General features: G+C 68.4%; 16 protein-coding genes and 1 pseudogene. 6 read left to right on the top strand and 11 right to left on the bottom strand.

What is annotated here, in order from left to right; translation table 11 throughout:
• The first annotated feature begins 12 nt into the window (after positions 1 to 12).
• Both AC4D2O_RS01795 and AC4D2O_RS01790 read left to right on the top strand, forming a co-directional pair.
• Positions 13 to 774 (top strand): annotated as a pseudogene (locus AC4D2O_RS01795) (class I SAM-dependent methyltransferase).
• 121 nt (positions 775 to 895) lie between these two features.
• A complete protein-coding gene (locus AC4D2O_RS01790; protein WP_490904856.1) occupies positions 896 to 1,732 on the top strand; it encodes an SRPBCC family protein in 837 nt (278 codons plus the stop codon).
• A 117-nt stretch (positions 1,733 to 1,849) separates the two neighbouring features.
• Here AC4D2O_RS01790 and AC4D2O_RS01785 read toward each other — a convergent pair whose 3' ends face one another.
• The 5 genes from AC4D2O_RS01785 to AC4D2O_RS01765 all read right to left on the bottom strand — a co-directional run bounded on the left by AC4D2O_RS01785 (position 1,850) and on the right by AC4D2O_RS01765 (position 10,548).
• Positions 1,850 to 5,035, bottom strand: coding sequence for an RICIN domain-containing protein (locus AC4D2O_RS01785; RefSeq protein ID WP_490904854.1), 3,186 nt, complete (start codon positions 5,033 to 5,035; stop codon positions 1,850 to 1,852).
• 30 nt (positions 5,036 to 5,065) lie between these two features.
• Positions 5,066 to 7,111: a beta-galactosidase gene (locus AC4D2O_RS01780; RefSeq protein WP_490904852.1), complete on the bottom strand. Its 2,046-nt coding sequence runs from the start codon at positions 7,109 to 7,111 to the stop codon at positions 5,066 to 5,068.
• Positions 7,112 to 7,296: 185 nt separating this feature from the next.
• The gene (locus AC4D2O_RS01775) at positions 7,297 to 8,655 is read right to left on the bottom strand and encodes an ABC transporter substrate-binding protein (protein WP_490904851.1); all 1,359 of its coding nucleotides are present in this window, start codon (positions 8,653 to 8,655) and stop codon (positions 7,297 to 7,299) included.
• Between the two features lie 37 nt (positions 8,656 to 8,692).
• Positions 8,693 to 9,619, bottom strand: a complete 927-nt coding sequence (locus AC4D2O_RS01770; protein WP_490904850.1) for a carbohydrate ABC transporter permease — start codon at positions 9,617 to 9,619, stop codon at positions 8,693 to 8,695.
• Between the two features lie 2 nt (positions 9,620 to 9,621).
• Complete coding sequence (locus tag AC4D2O_RS01765; RefSeq protein WP_490904849.1) at positions 9,622 to 10,548, bottom strand: carbohydrate ABC transporter permease; 927 nt, start codon at positions 10,546 to 10,548, stop codon at positions 9,622 to 9,624.
• Between the two features lie 95 nt (positions 10,549 to 10,643).
• Between AC4D2O_RS01765 and AC4D2O_RS01760 the strand changes: the two genes are divergently transcribed.
• On the top strand, positions 10,644 to 11,678 hold the full coding sequence (locus tag AC4D2O_RS01760) for a LacI family DNA-binding transcriptional regulator (protein ID WP_490904847.1): 1,035 nt from the start codon (positions 10,644 to 10,646) through the stop codon (positions 11,676 to 11,678).
• 42 nt (positions 11,679 to 11,720) lie between these two features.
• Here the strand turns inward: AC4D2O_RS01760 and AC4D2O_RS01755 are convergent, their stop codons facing one another.
• Complete coding sequence (locus AC4D2O_RS01755; protein ID WP_490904845.1) at positions 11,721 to 11,930, bottom strand: hypothetical protein; 210 nt, start codon at positions 11,928 to 11,930, stop codon at positions 11,721 to 11,723.
• A gap of 56 nt (positions 11,931 to 11,986) precedes the next feature.
• Entirely contained in the window at positions 11,987 to 12,667 is a 681-nt protein-coding gene (locus tag AC4D2O_RS01750) for a response regulator (RefSeq protein WP_490904844.1), read from the bottom strand.
• Positions 12,668 to 12,984: 317 nt separating this feature from the next.
• On the opposite strand from AC4D2O_RS01750, the gene AC4D2O_RS01745 reads away from it, so the two are divergent.
• Entirely contained in the window at positions 12,985 to 13,221 is a 237-nt protein-coding gene (locus AC4D2O_RS01745; RefSeq protein WP_490904843.1) for a hypothetical protein, read from the top strand.
• Positions 13,222 to 13,226: 5 nt separating this feature from the next.
• Here the strand turns inward: AC4D2O_RS01745 and AC4D2O_RS01740 are convergent, their stop codons facing one another.
• The 3 genes from AC4D2O_RS01740 to AC4D2O_RS01730 are packed head-to-tail and all read right to left on the bottom strand — an operon-like array spanning position 13,227 to position 15,271.
• Positions 13,227 to 13,994 carry an SCO1664 family protein gene (locus AC4D2O_RS01740; RefSeq protein WP_490904842.1) on the bottom strand — a complete coding sequence of 256 codons (768 nt, stop codon included), beginning with the start codon at positions 13,992 to 13,994 and terminating at the stop codon, positions 13,227 to 13,229.
• On the bottom strand, positions 13,994 to 14,554 hold the full coding sequence (locus AC4D2O_RS01735) for a DUF3090 domain-containing protein (protein WP_490904841.1): 561 nt from the start codon (positions 14,552 to 14,554) through the stop codon (positions 13,994 to 13,996). Before AC4D2O_RS01735 ends, AC4D2O_RS01740 begins: the two co-directional genes overlap by 1 nt.
• Before the next feature lie 15 nt (positions 14,555 to 14,569).
• Positions 14,570 to 15,271 carry a histidine phosphatase family protein gene (locus AC4D2O_RS01730; protein ID WP_490904839.1) on the bottom strand — a complete coding sequence of 234 codons (702 nt, stop codon included), beginning with the start codon at positions 15,269 to 15,271 and terminating at the stop codon, positions 14,570 to 14,572.
• A 236-nt stretch (positions 15,272 to 15,507) separates the two neighbouring features.
• Between AC4D2O_RS01730 and AC4D2O_RS01725 the strand changes: the two genes are divergently transcribed.
• Together AC4D2O_RS01725 and AC4D2O_RS01720 are read left to right on the top strand one after the other, a co-directional pair.
• On the top strand, positions 15,508 to 16,599 hold the full coding sequence (locus AC4D2O_RS01725; RefSeq protein WP_490905170.1) for a TerC family protein: 1,092 nt from the start codon (positions 15,508 to 15,510) through the stop codon (positions 16,597 to 16,599).
• A gap of 251 nt (positions 16,600 to 16,850) precedes the next feature.
• Positions 16,851 to 17,780 (top strand): NADP-dependent oxidoreductase, encoded by a 930-nt coding sequence (locus AC4D2O_RS01720; RefSeq protein WP_490905169.1) that lies wholly within the window; start codon positions 16,851 to 16,853, stop codon positions 17,778 to 17,780.
• Positions 17,781 to 17,903: 123 nt separating this feature from the next.
• Here the strand turns inward: AC4D2O_RS01720 and AC4D2O_RS01715 are convergent, their stop codons facing one another.
• The gene (locus AC4D2O_RS01715) at positions 17,904 to 20,237 is read right to left on the bottom strand and encodes a coiled-coil domain-containing protein (protein WP_490904838.1); all 2,334 of its coding nucleotides are present in this window, start codon (positions 20,235 to 20,237) and stop codon (positions 17,904 to 17,906) included.
• Positions 20,238 to 20,368 lie beyond the last annotated feature (131 nt).

The following is a 20,368-nucleotide window of genomic DNA, read 5'->3' as shown; positions in this document are numbered from 1 at the left end:
GGCGGCGACGGTATGGTCGATCAGCAGAAGCTCTGGGACGACGAGGTGGCCCGGCAGTACGACACGCCAGGCGAAGGCATGTTCGCTCCACAGGTCCTCGGCCCCACGGTTCGGGTACTGGCGGACCTGGCGGACGGAGGGCGGGCGGTGGAGTTCGCCGTGGGCACGGGCCGCGTGGCCATCCCTCTCGCCGATGCGGGGGTCCAGGTCGCCGGGATCGAGGTGTCCCGCGCGATGATCGCGCGCCTTCGGGAGAAGGCGGGCGAGGAGCGCATCCCGGTGGTCCGGGGCGACATGACGGAGGCGACGGCGGGGACAGGGTTCTCGCTCGCGTTCCTCGTCTTCAACACCATCGCCAATCTCCTGACGCAGGACGAACAGGTGCGTTGCTTCGAGAACGCGGCCCGCCACCTTGCGCCCGGCGGGTGCTTCGTCGTCGAACTCTGGGTGCCGTAGCTGCGCTCGCTGCCACCCGGGCATGCCGGGACCGTGGAGGTGGGCGAACCGGGATACCTCCTGGTGGACACCTACGACGTGCTGCACCAGCACGTCGTCTCGCATCACGTGCGGTTCGACCCGGAGGTGACCGGTTCGCGGGACGCGCACCTCGGCCGCACCCCGCACCGCTACATCTGGCCCGCCGAGCTCGACCTCATGGCGAGGATCGCCGGATTCCGCCTCGAGTCGCGGTGGGCGGACTGGGACCGGAGCGGTTTCACCGCGGAGTCGGGCAGTCACGTGTCCGTGTACCGGCTGGGCGACGGCGCGGCGTAACACCCGGAAGCGCTCCTCGGATGCAGAACACGGAGGCCGCGCTATACTAAGCAGGCTGATGAATTGTTTCAGTTGTTACTCGCATCGCTAGACGCAGTCCGTCCTAACCGAAGGAGACTCCATGAGCACGAAGGTCGAGAAGAGCATCCTGGTCAACGTCCCGATCAGCATCGCGTACAACCAGTGGACCCAGTTCGAAGAATTCCCGCACTTCATGGGTGGGGTCAAGTCCGTCACGCAGCTCGATGACGAGCGCCTGAACTGGATCGTGGAGATAGGCGGCGTCCGTCGCCAGTGGGACGCGACGATTCTCGAGCAGGTGCCCGACACGAAGGTGTCGTGGGCTGCTACCGAGGGCGCGACGAATGCCGGTTCGGTCTCCTTCGAGGACGTCGGAGGCGGACAGACGCAGGTCCACCTCGCCCTCGAGTACGAGCCCGAGGGCCTGGTCGAGAAGATCGGCGACAAGCTCAATGTCGTCGAGAACCAGGCCGAGGCGGACCTCAAGCGGTTCAAGGCCTTCATCGAGGACGAGGGGTACGCCACCGGTGCATGGCGCGGAACCGTAGGTACCGGCATCGACACGGGCGAGCCCGGTGTCGAGGCGGCTGCGGCTTCCCGTGGTGACGGCGGCAAGGCCGGGATCTCCGGCAAGGTCGCCGCTGGAGTCGGCCTGGCCGCTGCAGCAGCAGCCGTAGGGGTCGCTGCAGGCAAGAAGCACGACGACGCCGACGCCGTGGAGAACGACGTCACGATCACCCCTGTCGACGGCGCGGCGCCCGAGGTGTACACGAGCGAGGAGAGCGAGCTGTCTCCGAGCACCAGGGACACCCTCCTGCCCGTGGACGACGTCGACCCGGTCGGCACCGGGGCACGGCCCGGACAGACCGGTGCGGCCACGGACCCACTGGATGATCCGCTGGTGGACAAGAACCGCACCACGGGTGGAGCGCTCTGACCGGCGACTGATGGTCCCGCTCCGGGACAGGTAACACCTGCCGGGCGGGACCGGATATCGCGGACAGCCACCCACTCCATCGGGAGTGGGTGGCTGTCCGCTTTTCCAGGTACTGCGCTACTTCGTCAGGTTCACCCGGTACTCGCTCGTGGCCGAGCCGTCCTCGCTCGTCACCGAGATGACCGAGGTGCGGTTCCCTCCGGCGGGCTGGGTGACGGTCACCGTCGCGTAGGGATCGGCGGGAACAGCCGAGACCACGGGCATCTTGCCCTTGATCGGCGCCGAGTAGCTCGTGACCGACGGCGAGAACCCCGCCACCGGGGTGCTGCCGACGCTGATGCCGGCGAGCGCGGCGTCCGACGAGGTGGCCGGGACGTAGCCGAGCACCTCGATCTCGCTGACCACCATGTGCGTGTTCGGGCGGGCCGTCATGACCACCCGCACGGACGACGCCGTCACCGCGTTGAGGGGCAGGGTCACCACGGGAGCCGGGGAGCCCGCGGGGACGCCGACCGGTGCGCCGGAGGACGTCCACCGGCCGTCAGGGCCCTGGACCTGCAGCTGCACGGTCTGTGCGTAGCTGTCCGTGCTGCCGTCGCGGAAGAAGTGCACCTTCACGCCGCCGAGGGGCTGCGCCTCGGGCAGGGTCACCGTCAGGGTGTCGGCCGGGTTCTTGGCGCTGGAGCGCCAGTTGGACCACGCCTTGTCGCGGGTGTCGCCGTTGAAGAGGCCCGCCGTGCCGTAGCCCGGCTCGGTGAACGTCGCAGTCGCGGTGGTGCCCCCGTCGTCGGTCACGTTGTCCGGCGTACCCTCGGTGACCTGGATGCGGACGGTCGCCGGGAGGGTGGTGCCGTTGCCGGCATCGGCGTTCCCGGACAGCTCGTACACGCCCGGGGCGGGGTACCTGACGGCAGTGCTCCAGGTGACGGTACGCTCGACGGTCCCGCCCTCACTGCCCACGGCGGTCACCGTGGACGGCAGGGCCGGGAGTCCACCGACCACGGCCTTGGCGCGTGCGGCCTGCGTGGACACGAGGGTGTCGACCGTGACCGTCAGTTCCGCAGGGAACTGCGCGCCGGTGGCGTCCGTCGCGGTGCCCTTGACCTTCACGGTGCCGGGCTTCCTCCAGCGGTTGTCGTTCGGGATCTTCCACTCCACGGGGACGGCCCCGCGGGCGCCGTCGCGGTACACCGGCGTCACGGTCCCGGGCAGCACGGGCGCGGTGCCGGGGAGGGTGAACGCCGTGGCGGGCTCCACGGACAGGACGGTCTCGTCGACGAGCGTCCAGCGCTGGTTGGCGCCGGAGTTCGCGAGGTAGAGGGTCACGGGTGCGCCCTCGGCCGTCGATCCGCCGCCCACCTCGAGCAGCAGGTTCGTGGCGGCGTTGACGAAGGTGTAGGTGCCGTCGCCGGTGGTCGAGGCGATCCATTCCGCCTGCGGGTTCGTGCCCGCGGGGGCGACGACGGCGGCGCCGCCCTCGTCGGCCAGCTGCGAGGTGCCGTCGAGTGTGGTGATGGAGTAGCGCTCGCGGTTGGTGTCGTCCTCGCCGAGGCTGGTGAAGCGGAAGAGCTGGGCGGCGTCGGCGGGGTCGGTCGTGCTGATGACGGCGGCGCCGCCCGTGGTCTCGATCGACCTGCCGCTCTGCACGCCCTGCAGCCGGTACACGGAGCCGTCCCGGATGGCTGCGGCATCCTCGGCGACACCGGAGACGCCGTCCACCACGAAGGTGGTCACGGACTCGGCGGGCACGGTGAGGACGGCGGAGCCACCCTCGATCGCGACGGGCTCACCCTCGACGAGCGCGCCGTCGACGTCACTGACCACGGGGGTCACCGTGGCGCCCTGCGCGACGGAGCCGAACTTCGAGAAGTCCAGCACCACGGGCTTGGCGTCGGTCGACTCGTTGATGTGCACGACGGCGGCGCCGGTCCCGGTGATCGCGGCGGTCGTGTCGTCGTCGTTCACGGAGACCAGGCGGTCGCCCGGCTGGATGTAGTGCGTGTAGTTCCGCACCGTATTGAACTTGGTGTTCGTGTAGATGGGGCACGTGTCGAGGGTGTCCGCATCGGTGCAGTCGAACGGCATCTGGATGCTGCCCCAGTTGGCGCCGGCCGCGCTCTCGCCGCCGGGAGCCATGTTGTCGTAGTCCTCGACGGGCTGCCAGAACACCCAGGCGCTGGGCTCGAGCTCCCGGAGGTCGTCGGTGATGCGCTTGGCCATACCGAGGCCCGGCTCCATGCTGGTGAAGCTCTGGCCGTTGCCCCAGGAGCCCTCGACCTCGCTCATCCACAGCGGCTTGTCCTCGCCCTTGGCGATGTCCCGTACGGTGGTGCGCTGGCCGGTGCCGTAGGTGTGGACGTTTAGCTGGTCCACGAGGGCGCGGACGTCCTTGGGGTAGGAGTTCCAGTTGGTCGCGAAGGTGCCAGGGTTGGTCTCGTCCATCGCGGAGATGGTGGCGTCCGTGTCGGCGTCCTGCAGCTGGGTGGCGAGGTCTCGGAGGACCTGCTGCTGCAGCTGCGGGCCCATGTGGGCGCCCTCCTGGCGACCGCCGGTCGGTTCGCCGGCGGCGTCGAGCTGCGTGCTCCAGTAGTTGGTGTTCGGCTCGTTGAACGGATCGAGCGTGTCCACCTCGATGCCGTGCGCCTTCTCGAGCTCCTCGGTGACGCGCACCAGGTAGGCGTTGAAGTCGGAGATGCTCTCGGGCTTCAGCTGGTCGGCGGTTGAGTTGAACCCGCCCGACGTGTAGCCGCTGACGGTCTGGAACCAGGGCGGGGAGTTGCTGAACGTCTCCCAGTGCGTGATGTCCTGCTTGATGCGGTCGATCCACCAGCGCTGCGTGGCGTCCGCCTCTAGGTTCCAGTCGGCCGGGTCCTCGGGGTCGAACCAGTCGGTGTCGTCGCGCGTGGTCCCCTCGGGCGCGTTCCACCAGCCTTCGACGGCGCCGCCGGGACGCAGGTAGTCCTTCACGTCGGGGGCGTTGCCGCCGCCGATGTTGTAGCGGGCGATGTTCAGGTTCAGGCCCTCGGGCCCGAAGACCAGCTCCGCGAGGCGGTTCCGGATCTCGTCGGGGTAGTCCCCCGTGGCGTTCGCGAACCAGACGAGGCTCGTGCCCCAGCCCTCGAACTCCTCACCCTGGTAGGAGGGGTCGGGCGTGAGGGTGAGGGCGCCGTCGGGCACCGCAGCCGGTGCGGGCGGGACCGGAGGTGCGGCCTGCGCCGCACCCCCGATCAGTGAGGCGGCGGCCAGGACGGCGGCCACCCCCGTGGCGGCGGCCTGAGTGGCACGCCTGGATCGATTCGTCATTGAACGGGTTCCTTCCAGCAAGGGGTTGAACTACGAGATGGTGGTGCCTGGGACCTTCCTCGTGAGGACGGCGACGGAGCGGGGTGTCAGCTTCGACTCCTCGCCGGTGAGCGTGTCGCCGTCCACGCCGGTGATGTCCACGGGCGCGTCGGTGCGGTTGATGAGGAAGACGTAGTCGGCGTCGTCGCCGGTGCGGATGACCTGCTCGACGGCGCCCCGGAGCTCGGCGGGCAGCTCGCTGGCGATCCCGGCGCGGGCGGTGAGGTCAGCGAGGACCGGTGCGATGCCCTCGGCGCCGAGGTGCGCGCCCACGTAGGCGGCGCTGCCGGCCCCGACGGCGCGGCGCGTGACGGCGGCATCACCGGCGTGCTCGCCGCTCGCGTAGCGGGTGAGCACCTCGACGTCGTCGGCGCGGGGGTGCACGCGGTCGGCCCACATGGTCGCTACGGTGCCGTTGTCCAGCTGCACGGCCTCGCCGTCGAGCAGGGGGCCGAACTCGTCGATGCGCACGCCGAGCAGGTCCGCGAGGGCTCCCGGGTAGCCGCCGAGCCAGATGTGGTCGTTCTCGTCCGTGATACCGCTGAAGTAGGTCGCGATGAGGTGCCCGCCGCCGCCCACGTACTCCTCGAGGCGCGCCTTCAGCGCCGCGGGTACGGTGTGCAGGATGGGCGCGACGACGAGGCCGTAGCCGGTCAGGTCCGTCGCAGAGGGGACGACGTCGGCGCGGATGCCGAGGGCGAGGAACGCCGAGTACCAGTCCAGGGCCTCCTGCTTGTAGCGCAGGCGGTCGGACGGGTGGGAGTCCTGTTCGGATGCCCACCAGGAGTCCCAGTCGAAGAGGATCGCGGCGGGGGACGCGCTGCGGCGCGATCCGACGACGGCGGAGAGCTCGCCGAGCTCGCGGCCGAGGGCGATGACGTCGCGGAAGATCGGGCTGTCCTCACCGGCGTGGGGGACCATCGCGGAGTGGAACTTCTCGGCGCCGGCCTTGGACTGCCGCCACTGGAAGTAGCAGACGGCGTCGGCGCCGTGGGCCACGTGGGTGAGGGAGTCCCGGCGTAGCGCACCGGACTTCTTCGGGGTGTTGACGGGCTGCCAGTTCACGGCGCTGGTGGAGTGCTCCATGAGGAACCACGGCCTGCCGCCGGCGATGTTGCCGGTGAGGTTCGCGGAGAAGGAGAGCTCGTCCACGGCCTGCGGGCCGGGGACGAAGTAGTGGTCGTTGGCGACGAAGTCCAGCTCGGCGGCCCAGTCCGCGTAGTCCATGCCCTTGGTCTCGCCCATGACCATGAAGTTGGTGGTGATGGGGATGTCCGGGGTGATGCTGCGCAGGATGTCGCGCTCTTCGCGCAGGTACTGCTTGAGGGCGTCGGAGGAGAAGCGCTTGAAGTCGAGCTGCTGCGTGGGGTTGGGGTGCGAGGCGGCCCGGCGCGGGGGCAGGATCTGCTCGAAGTGCGTGTAGCGCTGTGACCAGAAGTCTGTGCCCCAGGCGTCGTTGAGGGCGTCGATGCTGCCGTAGCGGTCGGTGAGCCAGGTGCGGAAGGCACGGGCGGCGTCGTCGGAGTAGTCGTAGATGTTGTGGCAGCCGAGCTCGTTGGAGATGTGCCAGGCGCACACGGCGGGGTGGTCCCCGTAGCGCTCGGCCATCGCTGTGACGAGCTTCAGGGCGTGCTCCCGGAAGACGGGGCTGGTGGGGCGCCAGTGCTGGCGCGCGCCGGGCCAGAGGGTTCCCCCGTCCTGCGTGACGGGCAGGATCTCCGGGTGCTCGGTGGCGAGCCACGGCGGCGGGGATGCCGTGGCGGTGGCGAGGTCCACGGCGATGCCGTTGGCGTGCAGGAGGTCGATGACCTCGTCGAGCCAGGCGAAGTTCCAGGTGTCCCGTTCGGGCTGCAGGCGGGCCCAGGAGAAGATCGCGAGCGACACCACATTGACGCCGGCCTCGCGCATGAGGCGGACGTCCTCGTCCCAGGTCTCGCGCGGCCACTGCTCCGGGTTGTAGTCGGCGCCGAAGGCCACGCGTGATCGGGTGGGCTCGGACGGCCAGCGCAGCCAGCGGTGGGTGGTGGGTGTCGACACGGTAGTGCTCCTTGACGGTGATTCTCGAGGCGTTCGGGCGCGGTCGCGCCTCCCGCCGTCGTCGAGCGCTCCTCGAACAGCGGTGGGGCACGGCGACGGCGGGGTGCAGCAGGGGTGGAACGGGCCGGGCGGACGCGCGCGAGCTTCCGCCCGGCCCGGGTCTGGTGGTGCAGTTGGGGCCGGTACTACTCCGAGACGGTGAAGCCCTGCTCGGTGCCGTACTTGATGCTCGCGTCCTGCCAGCTCTTCAGCCCGTCCTTGAGGGGGGTGTCGGAGACGTAGGCCTGGCCCACGGTGTCGTTGAAGACGCTGTTCGCGTAGACCTGGAAGGGAAGGTAGGACCAGCCTTCGGAGACGTTCTGCGCGGACTCGGCGAAGATCTCGTTGGCCTTCTGGCCGCCGAAGTACTCGAACTCGGCGTTGAGGAACTCCTCGGACTCGAGCGCGGCCGACGTCGCGGGGAACGCGCCGCCGTCGATCCTGGTCTGGACGCCGTCACCCACATTGGCGTAGTCGAGGAAGGCGTACGCGAGGGCGCCCTGCTCGCTCGCTGCGGGGATGGTCAGCGAGGAGCCGCCGTTCTCGGCGCTCGCGGTGCCGCCCTCTTCCCACTGGGGAAGCGGTGCCGCACGCCACTTGCCGGCGGCCGCGGGGACGCCGGAGGTGAAGTTGCCGGGCATCCAGGCGCCGGTGGCGAGGGTGGCGATGGTGCCGGTGCCGGTGCCGAGGCCCTGGTACCACTCGTCGCTCCAGGAGCTGATGGGGGCCAGGAGGTCCTCGTCGAGGAGCTGCTGCCAGGTCTCGGTGAACTTCGTGGAGCCCTCGTCGGAGAAGTCGACCTTCACGTCGGTGCCGTCCACGGTGTAGGGCTTGCCGCCGGCCTGCCAGATGAGGCTGGTGGCGAAGCCGGCGTCACCCGTGTCATTGGCGATGTACACGTTGGGGTCGGCCGCGTGGAGTGCGCGGGCCGCTTCGACGTATTCGTCCCACGTGGTGGGGACCTCCACGCCGTGCTTCTCGAAGACCTCGGTGTTGTAGAACAGGGCCATGGGCCCGGAGTCCATGGGGAGGCCGTAGATGCCCTCGTTGGCCTGGACTGAGCTCCACGGGCCGGGGCTGAAGGTGTCCGCGAGGTCGCCGGCGCCGTAGCCGCTGAGGTTCTGGACGGATTCGGCGAGGGCGAACTGGGGGAGGGCGTAGTACTCGATCTGCGCGACGTCGGGCACACCCGATCCGGCCGCGATGGCGTTCTGCAGCGCCGTGTACTGGTCGTTGCCGGTGCCGGCGTTCACGAGGTCGATGTTCACGTTCGGGTGCTCGGCCTCGAAGTCCTCGACGACCTTCTCCAGGGTGGGCTCCCACGCCCAGACGGTGAGGTCGCCGCCGGCCTCGAGGGCCGCCTGGACGTCGTCGGCGCTGACCTCTTCGGGGGCCGCGCCGCCGGCGTCGTTCCCGCCTCCGCCACCGCAGGCGGTGAGGGCGAGGGCCGCGGCGAGGGCGAGTGCCGAACCGCGCAGCACTGCCGGGGAGAATCTGCTCTTCATGGGGTTCCTTTTCACATCATCGTTGTCGGAAGGGGCTTTACTCTTTGACGGCGCCGGCGCTGAGGCCGGACTGCCAGTAGCGCTGCAGCAGCAGGAACGCTGCGATCAGCGGGAGGATGGTGAGGAGCGAGCCGGTGATGACGAGGTTGAAGATCGCCTCGCCGCCCGCCGTCGAGGCCTGTGCGTTCCACGCGTTCAGGCCCAGAGTCAGCGGGTACCAGGCCGGGTCCTTCAGCATGATCAGCGGCAGGAAGTAGTTGTTCCAGGTGGCCACCATGGTGAACAGCAGCACCGTGACGATGCCCGGACCCAGCAGCGGCAGGCAGATCTGGAAGAACGTGCGGAACTCCCCGGCGCCGTCCATGCGGGCCGATTCCAGCAGCTCGGTGGGGATGGCCTCGGAGGCGAACGTCCACATCAGGTACAGGCCGAACGGGGAGATGAGGGACGGGATGATCACCGACCACGGGGTGTTGGTGAGGCCCATCTCGCTGAACATGAGGAACGTGGGAACCGCCAGGGCGGTGCCGGGTACGGCCACCGCGCCGATGACGACGGCGAACACGGCCTTCTTGCCCGGGAAGCTGAACTTCGCAAGAGCGTACCCGCCGAGGACGGCCAGGAACGTCGCCCCGCCGGCTCCCACCACCACGTACAGCACGGTGTTGAGGAACCAGCGGCCGAAGATGCCGTCGTCGTAGGCGAGGGTGTCGCCGATGTTGCCGAAGAGGGCGAAGTCGCCGCTGAACCAGAGGCCGAACGAGGTGAAGAGATCGGCCTGGGTCTTGGACGAGTTGATGAGCAGCCAGACCAGCGGGATGAGGCTGTAGATCAGGACGATCCCGGTGAGGACGGTCAGCAGGACGCTGCGCTTCGGGTTGTCGACGCCGCGGCGCGTGCTCTTCATGCGCACGTACGCGGGCTTCGGCTTCTGGGTGCGGGTGGGTTCGACGGCGACGCTCATGGTCAGCCCTCCTTCCGCATGCCGCGCAGCTGCACGGCGTAGGCGATGACCATGGTGATGACGCCCATGATGATGGCCACGGTGGCGGAGTAGTTGTACTGCTGGCCGGAGAAGCTCAGCGAGTAGGCGTACAGGTTCGGGGTGAAGTACGTGGAGATGGAGTTCGGCGCGAGGCTCTGCAGGATGGCGGGCTCGTTGAAGAGCTGGAAGCTGCCGATCACCGAGAAGATGGCGGCCACCACCATGGCCCCGCGGATGGCGGGCAGCTTGATGGCGGTGACGAGGCGGAACTGGCTGGCGCCGTCGATCTCCGCGGCCTCGTAGAGGGACTTCGGGATCACGCTGAGCGCGGAGTAGAAGATCAGCATGTTGTATCCGATGAACTCCCAGGTGACGATATTGCCGATCGAGGCGAGGATCAGCTCGGGAGAGAGCGGGTTCGGCATGCTGATTCCGAGGGCGCTGTTGATGTTGCCCACCAGACCGAACCGCGTGCCGTACATGAAGCCCCACATGAGGCTGGCGACAACGGCGGGCACCGCGTACGGCAGGAAGATCGAGATGCGGAAGAAGGACTTCCCGTAGAGCCTGCCGCTGTCCAGGGCCAGTGCCACCAGCAGGGCGATCAACAGCATGACCGGCACCTGCACCGCGAGGAAGAGGACTACGCGGAGGAGGGAGGACCAGAACTGGGAATCCTGCAGGGCCTGGCTGTAGTTGGCGAGGCCGACGAAGCCGTTGCCGCCCACGAGCTGGTTGCGGAAGAAGCTGAGCCAGATGGAGTAGGCGATCGGCGCCAGGAAGACGACCGCGAAGACCGCCATGAACGGGCCGATGAACAGCCAGCCGGACCAGGAGCGCTTCTGCACTCGCTTGGCGGGCTTCGACTGCATGCCGAGCACGGCCGGTGGGGGAGACGCCGTCGTCATGGGTGGATCCTTCTGACTCAGTCGATGATGTTTGCGTAAACATAGCAGGGCTCAGCTCTGGATGTTTACGTAAACATTCTTGTTACGATGGTCACATGTCCTCCTCATCGCGTCAACACCTCCTCCGTGAGGACCGGCGCGTCTCGATGTCCGACGTCGCCCGCCTGGCCGGCGTCTCGGCGCAGACGGTATCGAGGGTGTCCAACGGCAGCCCCGGCGTCATCGAGGCGACGCGGCAGCAGGTCATCGCCGCGATGGACGAGCTGGGCTACCGGCCCAACAGTGCCGCGCGGGCCCTGAAGCGGGGGAGTTTCCGGACGCTCGGCGTCATCCTCTTCACGCTCTCCACCACCGGCAACGTCCGCACTCTCGAGGCCATCGCCGCGCGCGCCGCGGAGGAGGATTACGCCATCACGCTGATCCCCGTGTCGGCGCCGACGCAGGCGGGTGTGCGGGGCGCCTTCTCGAGACTGAACGAGCTGGCGGTGGACGCGATCATCGTGATCATGGAGGTCCATCTGCTCGACGCCGCGACGGTGTCCCTGCCGCCGGGCGTGCACGCCGTGGTCGTCGACTCCGATGCGAGCGACGGGTACAGCGTGATCGACACGGACCAGGCCGACGGCGCGCAGAAGGCGGTGGAGCACCTGCTGGACCTGGGACATCCGACGGTGTGGCATGTTGCCGGGCCGTCGGCGTCCTTCGCGTCCGAGCGGCGCGTGAACGCCTGGCGTTCCACCCTGGCTGCACGGGGTCTGGAGGAGCCGCCGCTGCTGCGCGGGGACTGGTCGGCGGACTCGGGGTACGTGGCCGGGCTGTCCCTGGCCGCGTCGGACTGCACCGCGGTCTTCGTGGCGAACGACCAGATGGCGCTCGGGGTGCTGCGGGCGTTCCACGAGAAGGGCATCCGCGTGCCGCAGGACGTCTCGATCGTGGGCTTCGACGACATCCCGGACAGCACCTCCTTCAGCCCGCCCCTGACCACGGTGCACCAGGACTTCGCGGAGGTGGGTCGGCGCTGTGTGGACAAGGTGCTGAAGCAGATGCGGGAGAACTCGACGGAGCCGGGACGGGAGCTGGTACCGACGCGTCTGGTGGTGCGGGAGAGCACTGCGGCGCTGGAGGGTTGAGCGCGTCTACGGGTGGTCGGGTCCGTGTGCATCCACTCCCGCTCAGGTGGTCCAGCCCAGGAAGGTGCCGCCGACCCACATTGCGCCGAACCATGTGACCACCGCCGTGACAGGTACCCGAAGCACCCGGTAGGACTGGCGTAACGCCAGCTTCACGCCGATCCAGGTGAGGATCAGCCACCAAACGAGGAACAAGCCCACAGCCCACAGAGGGGCGGCGAGGCCGCTGACCAGATAGAAGTATCCCGCCACCAGTTGCGCGGCCCCGGCAAGGGAACAACTGTCCTGCTGACCGTGCCGTTGAGCCCCTAACGGGATACCTCATGGGATACGGGCCGGGATACCTCATGGGATACGGGCGCCAACACCGCAGAGATGTAGGCGGCGGCCTGGGTGCGACGCTGGAATCCCAGCTTCGCCAGGAGCGAGGACACATAGTTCTTCACGGTCTTCTCGGCCAGGAACAGCTGCGCGCCGATCTCCCGGTTCGTCAGCCCGCCCCCGATCAGGGCCAAAACCTTCTTCTCCTGCGTCGTCAGGCCGGCCAGGCGTACGTCTTCCTCCGGCGCGTCGTGAAACCCGGCGATGATGCGCTCCTTGAGGCCGGGCCCGAACAGGGACTCACCCGCAGCGGCCCGGCGAGCCTTGCCGACCAGGTCGGAACCGAGGATCTCCTTCAGGATGTAACCCGAGGCGCCGGCAAGCACCGCGCCACGCACCGCCAGATCATCGTCGTAACTGGTCAGGATGAGACACGCCAGGGACGGATCGATCGACCGCACATCCCTGCACACCTCGATTCCGGTTCCATCCGGAAGCCTCGCGTCCAGGATCGAGATATCGGGGGACAGGGCCGGAATCCGGCGCGTGGCCTCCTCGGCGGAGCCGGATTCTCCGACGATGATGCATCCTTCGGCCTCCAGCAGCTCCCGAAGACCCCGCCGGACCAGCTCGTGGTCGTCCAGGAGGAACACCGTGACGTCCTTCATCTGCTTATCCTCATCGCCGGCGACCCCGCACTTTCCCTTGTCATCTGAGACCCGACGCCTGCTGACGCCACCCATAAGCATGACGTGTCCCTCTTCCTCACGGCAGGGCCTTACGTCCCCTTGCCATCGCGGCCGAGGACGGGACGTAAGGCTGATGACGGTGCGGGTGAACCCCCTCTGCACCGACCGCCGGTGCCACGTACCGCCGGGACGTTATGCCCTACTGCCCCGCGCGGGCACAGGGTTGTATGAAGTGGAACCCGGGGGCACGCCGCACCGGGGCGCTTCTGTCACAACCCTGACCCGAAGGACACATCATGACCAGCATCAGTGCTTTGTGGACGACGCTCGACACCGACATCCAGCAGTGGCTCCTGCGCAATCCCGGGACGATGGTCCTGCCGCGGGCCTTCGTCAGCCAGGTGCGGAGCGGCACGGGTGAGACCCTCCACCTCGACGAGCGTGGAGAGCACTGGTTGTCTCCCGAGGAGATGCTCTTCCTCAAGGCGAAGAGAGACGAAACCCTTATCGCCGGCACTGATCGACGCCCGTAGCGAGCCTAGAACAGGGGCCAGGGAACCGCCGGCATCCCGCCGCGCGGACCCGGGAACCGCCCCGTCGCGCGCAGGGCGGCACAGCGTGCGGCGAGTGAGGAGATTTCGTCGGCAGTGAGCAACTCCGCCAGGTCCCGACCCAGATCGCCCTGCAGTGCATGGCTGACACGGTTGATGCCCTCGGACTCCTCGGCAGTCAGCGCCTCGCCGACCCACCCCCACAGAACGGTCCGCAGCTTGTGGTCGCTGTGGAAGGTGAGCCCGTGGTCCACGCCGTACCGGTGTCCGTCCGCCATCTCGAGGATGTGGTCGCCCTTGCGGTCGGCGTTGTTCACCACGACGTCGAACACCGCCATGCGCCTCAGCGCCGGTGTGTCCTCATGGACGAGGGCGACGATGCGTCCCTCCTCGTCCTGACCGTCGAGGACATGTCTCCAGCCCGTCTCCGGCATGTCGTCCATCGGGACGAGGTCCACGGCGTCCTGATCGGGGTCCGTCTCCTGCCAGAACTGCACCATGCCCTCGCCGAACGGACCCTCGCGCAGCCAGGTGCGCGGCACGACGTTCCAGCCGAGGACCTCCGAGACCAGGTACGCGGCAACCTCCCGATGGGCCAGGTGCCCATCGGGGAAGTCCCACAGCGGCTTCTCGCCCCGGACCGGCTTGTACACGACCGCCGCGTCGCCGATGCTGCCCAGGAAAGTGGCGTTCGACGCCGTCGTGATCCGGCCCGTGAGCGTCAGCTCGGTGGTCACGAGGTCCGGCGCCGGCATCAGACCTCGGGGAGGGTGCAGGTGTGCCCGTCTGCGTCGATGGGGTACCCGCAGATCGGGCACGTGGGACGGCCTGCACCCACGACCTCGAGGGTGCGCTTGGCGAAGGCGCGGGCGGTGCCGACCGGCATGCGCACGCGCAGCACCTCGGATGCGTCGGCGTCGTCGTCATCGAGGAACACCTCGACGGCGTCGGACTCGTTCTCGACCTCGACGATCGGGTAGGCCTCGATGACGATCTGCGCCGTCGTCGGGTCCCACCCCAGGCTCATGACGCCAGTGCGGAACTGCTCCTCGACGGGCTCGAGCTGGTCGTTGTCGACGAGTTCGATCGGCGTGCTCGTGGGAACGCTGAAGGGGTTGCCCTCGAGGGTGATCAGCTGGTCGAGGATCTCGTCGATCTTCTCCGCCAGCTGGGCCGACTGCTGCTTCTCCAGGGCGATGCTCACGATCTGCTTCCCTGTGCGCACCTGCAGGTAGAACGTGCGCTCCCCCGGGACGCCGATGGTGCCGACGACGACGCGGTCAGGCCAGGCGAACTCGTGAACAGTTGTAGGCATGGCTCTATTTTAGGCTCATCGGGCCGGCGGGGCCGTGTGTCCCGCACCACCGCCCACGGGCGCGTCGCCCGTGGGCGTGGTGTTCGCCAGCCAGGACAGGTCTCCGGCGTCGGTATTGGTCGCGTGGACGGTCGGCCGGCCGGCGCCGTAGCGCACGATCGACACCGAGGCCGGCCCGACGTCGATGCGCTGGAAGAGGTCGAGGTGCATGCCGAGCGCGTCGGCCAGGATCGACTTGATGATGTCGCCGTGACTCACCGCCACCCACACGGCTCCCGGTCCGTGCTCGGCCTCGAAGGCTGCATCGTGGCGTCGGATTGCTGCCACCGACCGGGCCTGCATCGCGGCCATGGACTCGCCGCCGGGAAAGATGACGGCGGACGGCTGCGACTGCACCACCGACCACAACCCCTCGGTCGCGAGCTCCTTGAGTGCGCGGCCCTGCCACTGCCCGTAGTCGCACTCGGTGAGATCGGGATCGACCGGCGCGGGCGGCGTCGTGGTCTGGCGGTCGAGGATGAACCGGGCCGTCTGCCGGCACCGCTCGAGAGGGCTCGACACCACGCCGACCACGGGCACGGGGGCGAGCCGCTCGCCGGTCCGCGCCGCCTGGTCGCGCCCCACCTGGTCGAGGCTGACGCCGGGGGTCCGCCCGGCCAGCACTCCGGTGGCATTGGCTGTGGTGCGTCCGTGCCGCACGAGGATGACTGTGGCCATCCGCCCAGCCTAGCTACCCGCACCGTCCGAGAATGCGAGCGGGGTGTCCGTGCACCGCTGAGCGACGGAGGGTTTCCCATGCGTTAGCATGGACGTATCAAGGGGAGTACTCCCGACTGCGATTGGCTCGTCACTACGGATGCTGGAAAGCATCCCGGGCCATCGGTTCCGGCTCAGGCCGGGCGGAGGAGACCTTGGCGCCTATGTCCGACGCCTACCCCTTTGGAGCACCCCTCATGCAGGTCACGCCCACCATCTGGTTGATCACCATTGCCGTGACGATCCTCTTCTTCGTCTACGAGTTCTTCGCGCACGTGCGCAAACCCCACGAACCGACCATCGGCGAATCCGCCCGCTGGTCCGCCTTCTACATCGGCCTGGCCCTGCTGTTCGGCGTCGGTATCGGCGTCGTCTCCGGCTGGACGTTCGGCGGTGAGTACTTCGCCGGCTACCTGACCGAGAAGGCCCTCTCGATCGACAACCTGTTCGTCTTCCTCATCGTGATGACCGGCTTCGCGGTCCCCAAGAAGTACCAGCAGAAGGTGCTGATGATCGGCATCATCATCGCCCTGATCCTCCGCGGCGCGTTCATCGCCATCGGCGCCGGCCTGATCGAGAACTTCTCCTGGATCTTCTACATCTTCGGCGCGCTGCTCCTCGTGCTCGCCTACAAGCAGGCCTTCGGCAGCCACGATGCCAACCCGGCGGACGGCAGGTTCATGCAGCTCGTCCGCCGTGTCCTGCCCGTCACGGACGAGTACCACGGGGACAAGCTCACCGTGAAGAAGGGCGGCACGCGCTACGTCACGCCGATGCTGCTCACCATCATCGCGATCGGCTTCGTGGACCTGATCTTCGCCGTGGACTCCATCCCGGCGATCTACGGCCTCACCAACGAGGCGTACATCGTCTTCACCGCCAACGCCTTCGCCCTCATGGGCCTGCGCCAGCTGTTCTTCCTCATCGGCGGACTCCTCGAGCGTCTGGTCTACCTCGCCCAGGGCCTCGCGGTGATCCTCGGATTCATCGGCGTGAAGCTCGTGTTCCACGCCCTGCACGTCAACGAGCTGCCCTTCATCAACGGCGGCGAGCCGCTCCTCTGGGTACCCGAGATCCCCATCTGGCTCTCGCTCCTCTTCATCGCCGCGACCGTCTTCGTCGCCACCGTCGCGAGCCTCATGAAGACCCGGGGCGACGGCGCCAAGAAGGACCGCGAGCAGGTCGACGGCGAATCGGTCATCGCAGCCGACGCCGAGCTCGCGGACACGGACGCGGACACGGAGTCCGGGCTCGACGACGACAAGCGCACCGCGACGAGCCGGAAGTAGCCCGCTGCACGACGAATGTCCCGGTCACCTGCTGCAGGTGGCCGGGACGTTTCGCGCGAGCCTGGTGGAATTGTTCGTGTCGACCCTCTGTTCTGGAGAGAACGGGACTCGGCGGTCCACGTCGCGGACGCCGACCGCCACAGCCAGGGGTGGTTGGTCATCGCGATGACGGATCCTTCGTCTCGACCTGCCTGCCTGGGACTGCACGGTCCCGGGCAGCACCGAACACGAGATATTGGAGTTGATGCGTTATCAAAGCAATCGGAGTCACCGAATTCGGCGGTCCGGACGCCCTGACCGTCCATGATCTTCCCGAGCCGCACCCGGGCGAGAAGGAGGTTCGTCTCCGAGTCAGGGCGGCCGCGGTCAGCCCGACGGATACGAATGTGCGGACGGGCGCCTATGACATGAGCCAGTCCAAGCCGCCCTACCTGCCCGGCATGGACGCTGCCGGCGTCATCGACGAAGTCGGTGCCGGCAGCGCGTGGACGGTCGGTGACGAGGTCATGGCCATCGCCCTGCCGCTCGGAGAGCACGGGGGTGCCTATGTCGAATACCTCGTGGCCTCCGATGACTCGATTGCACGCATCCCCGCCAGCAGCACGCTCGAGGAGGCTGCCACCATCCCGATGAACGGGCTGACGGCCGTGCAGATCCTCGAGTTCGCCGCTCTCGAACCCGGGCAGGTCATCGCTGTCACGGGTGCCGCCGGAACGCTCGGCAACTACACGATCCAGCTCGCCAAGCAGCAGGGCCTGACGGTCATCGCGGACGCAGCACCGAAGGATCGCGATCTGGTGCAGAGCCTCGGCGCCGATCACATCCTTGATCGCGGCGAGGGCCTTGCCGATCGCATCAGGGAGGTCTTCCCGGACGGCGTCGACGCGATCGCGGACACAGCGCTGCTGCACGACGACGTCGTACCGGCCCTGCGTGACGGCGGAGTCTTCATCTCCGTACGCGGCTGGAAAGGTGAGCCGACCCGCGACATCCGCTTCGAGGCGGCCTGGGTGTTCGACGAGTACCACTCGCAGGCAAAGCTCGACTCCTTGAGGCAGGCAGTCGAGGACGGAGTGCTCACCCCGAGCATGGCGGGCACCCTTCCTGCCGAGGAGGCACCCGAGGCACACCGACGCCTGGAGGCAGGCGGCGTCCGTGGCCGGCTGGTGCTGACGTTCTAGCCGGTTCGCGAACAGGCGCGTTGACCTGCGCAGGGCCTCCTCCACGTTCTGCCTGCTGATCAGCTGAGGAGGGCCCCGGAAACACATGGTCCCGGGGCCCTCCCTGACCAGCGTGCGGATGCGTCAGACGACACAGCCGCCGAGCGCGATCTGTCCGTCGATGGCCTTGATCTGGCCCTGGACGGCCCCGAGCTTGTCCTCGAGTACGTTGACCGTCGCCTTCTGCGCGGTGATGGCTGCCTTGTTCTGCTTCTTCTGTGCCTCGAGTCCACGGAGCACGGCCTGGGCGTCCGTCACCTGCTTGTCGAGGGTGGTGAGCTGCCCCTGGAGGGACGTGAGCTTGGTCTCGGTCGCGCTGATCTCACCGTTGAGCTTGTCCAGCTGCGCGAGGAGCGGAGCCACCCGGCCCTGCAGTGCCAGGACGTCCGACTCCTTGCCCGCGATACCGGTGTTCAGTGCGGCCAGCGCGCCCACCAGGCGATCCATCTCGGCACTGAGGGTGATGGTCTCCGACTGCTTGTCCGACACTGCCTTCGCCGTGCTGTCGGCTGCGGCCTGCAGGGTGGGCAGGCGATCCTGCAGCCCGGTGAGTTCCGCCGACTTGGTGGCCACGGCGCCCGTCGCCGACGCCAGTCGGGCCTCCGCGCCGGAGAGGTCGGTACGCAGTCCGCTCAGGGCGTCCTTCTGGGCGGTGATGGCGGCCTCGGCAGCGGCGACGCCATCGGTCAGGTCGGGCAGCCCGGTGACGAGATCGTCGACCACCTCCTCCTGGGTTGCCACGGCGCTGCGGGCGGTATCGGCAGCCGTGACGAGGGCCGGCAGCTGACCCTGCAGGGCAGTCACGTTCCCCTGCTGGGTGGCGACGAGGGCCTTGGCCTCGGTCAGTGCTGTCTGCAGTGCGGGCAGCTGGGACTTCAGGGTCGCAACATCGGCTTCCTTCGCCACGACGGCGGCGTTCGCGGCGGTGAGCGTGACCTGCAGGGGAGCGGCCTCCCGCTGCAGGGCACTGCTCTCCCCCTGCTTCGCCAGCAGCTGTGCGTTCAGGGTGTCCACCTGGGTCTTGAGCCCGGTGAGGTTGCCCTGCAGGCCCGAGATCTGAGCGTTCGCGTCCGTGATCCGGGTGTTCAGACCGGCCAGCTCGAGCTCTTTCTGTGTCTTGGTCGCCTCGAGCTCGCGCTTGCGCTGGGAGTTGCCATTGATGGCATTGATGTCGGTGGTCAGGCGGGCGATCTCGCCCTGGAGCGTGGTCCTCTGCTTGGTCAGGGCTGCCAACTGGGTCTGCGCCGTCGTCAGCGCGGTCTGCTTCGCGGCGACCTCGCTGTTCGCCGCTGCGATGTTCTCCTGCAGTTCTGCGATCTCCCCGGCAACCGTGCTCTGGAGTGCTGTGTTCGCGGCGACCGCGTCGCCGGCCTTCGTGGCGTCGGCACGGAGCAGGACGAGTGCGGCCTCGGCGGTCGTGACAGCCGTGGTCTGCGTGGTGACAGCATCAGCGGCACGGGCGGCAGCTGTCTGCAGGGTGGCCAGTTCGGCCTGCGCGGCCGCGATGGCGGTGTTCTTCGCCGTGACCGCCGCATCAGCCGTCGCGGCATCGGCCTGCCGTGTCCTGAGGGCTTCCCCGGCCCGGGCGATGTCGGAGCGCAGCGCGTCGAGCTCTGCCTGGGCGGTGGTGCCGGCGGCGACAAGCTGTCCGAGGAGGTTCTCGCCGTCCGAGACGGCCTGCTCGGCAGCGGTGACGGCACCGGCAGCTTCCTGTGCCTTCGCGGTCAGCCCGGCCAGTTCACCCTTCGCCGTCGTGACGGCGTCATTCTGGCGGGTGACATCGCCGGCGGCCTGGGCCGCGGCGGCTTCGAGGCCCGTCAGGGCGTCGCTCGCGAGACGCACGACCTCGCGCTGGTCATCGACCTGCGCAGTCGCCGTGACGGCCTGCTTCCGGAGGTCGGCTGCAGCCGCTTCGGCTTCCGCCAATTGCGCCTGGACCGGCGTGAGGGCCGTGACGGCGGCGGACTGCTGTGACTGCAGGGCGGTCAGCTGATCCTTCGTCGTGGCGATGGTCCGGGTCACGGAAGCCTGTTCCGCGGTCACCCCCGCCAGGTCCGCTCCGGCTGCCGTGAGCGCGGTGGCGAGGCGTACGTCCTCGGCTTCGAGGGCGGCAATCGCCTTGTTCGCCTCGTCGATCTGGGTCTTCAGGGTCGTTGCGCTTGCCTGCAGCGCCGACCGGTCCGCCTGCAGCTTGGTGATGGTGTCGGCGTTCTTCTTCGCCGCGGCCTTGAGGAGATTCTCCTGCACCGTGCCGCGGTGTGCCAGCTGATTCACCACACCGTTGCAGATACCCGACGTCGGGCCGGTGGTGGCCGAGACCTGGGGGGCGAGGAACAGCGCACCACCGAGGAGACCCGGCAGCAGGACCGCGGTGGCGAGGCGGCGGGTGAGAGGGGTTGCGGTGAGACCAGTGCGCACGGAGTTGCTCCTGAGGTGAGTGAGGGCAGCTACGTCGCCGCCTCACCAAAGGTAGGGAGCCTTGTCGGATCGGGACACAGTGCTGCGTACCCGACTCTTCGGTCCCGATACTCGCGTCCGCGCTCCCAGCT

It is taken from the genome of Arthrobacter sp. TJ-238 (genome assembly GCF_058269215.1).
Note: the sequence above shows the minus strand (reverse complement) of the source record. Positions and strands in the feature narration are given on the sequence as shown.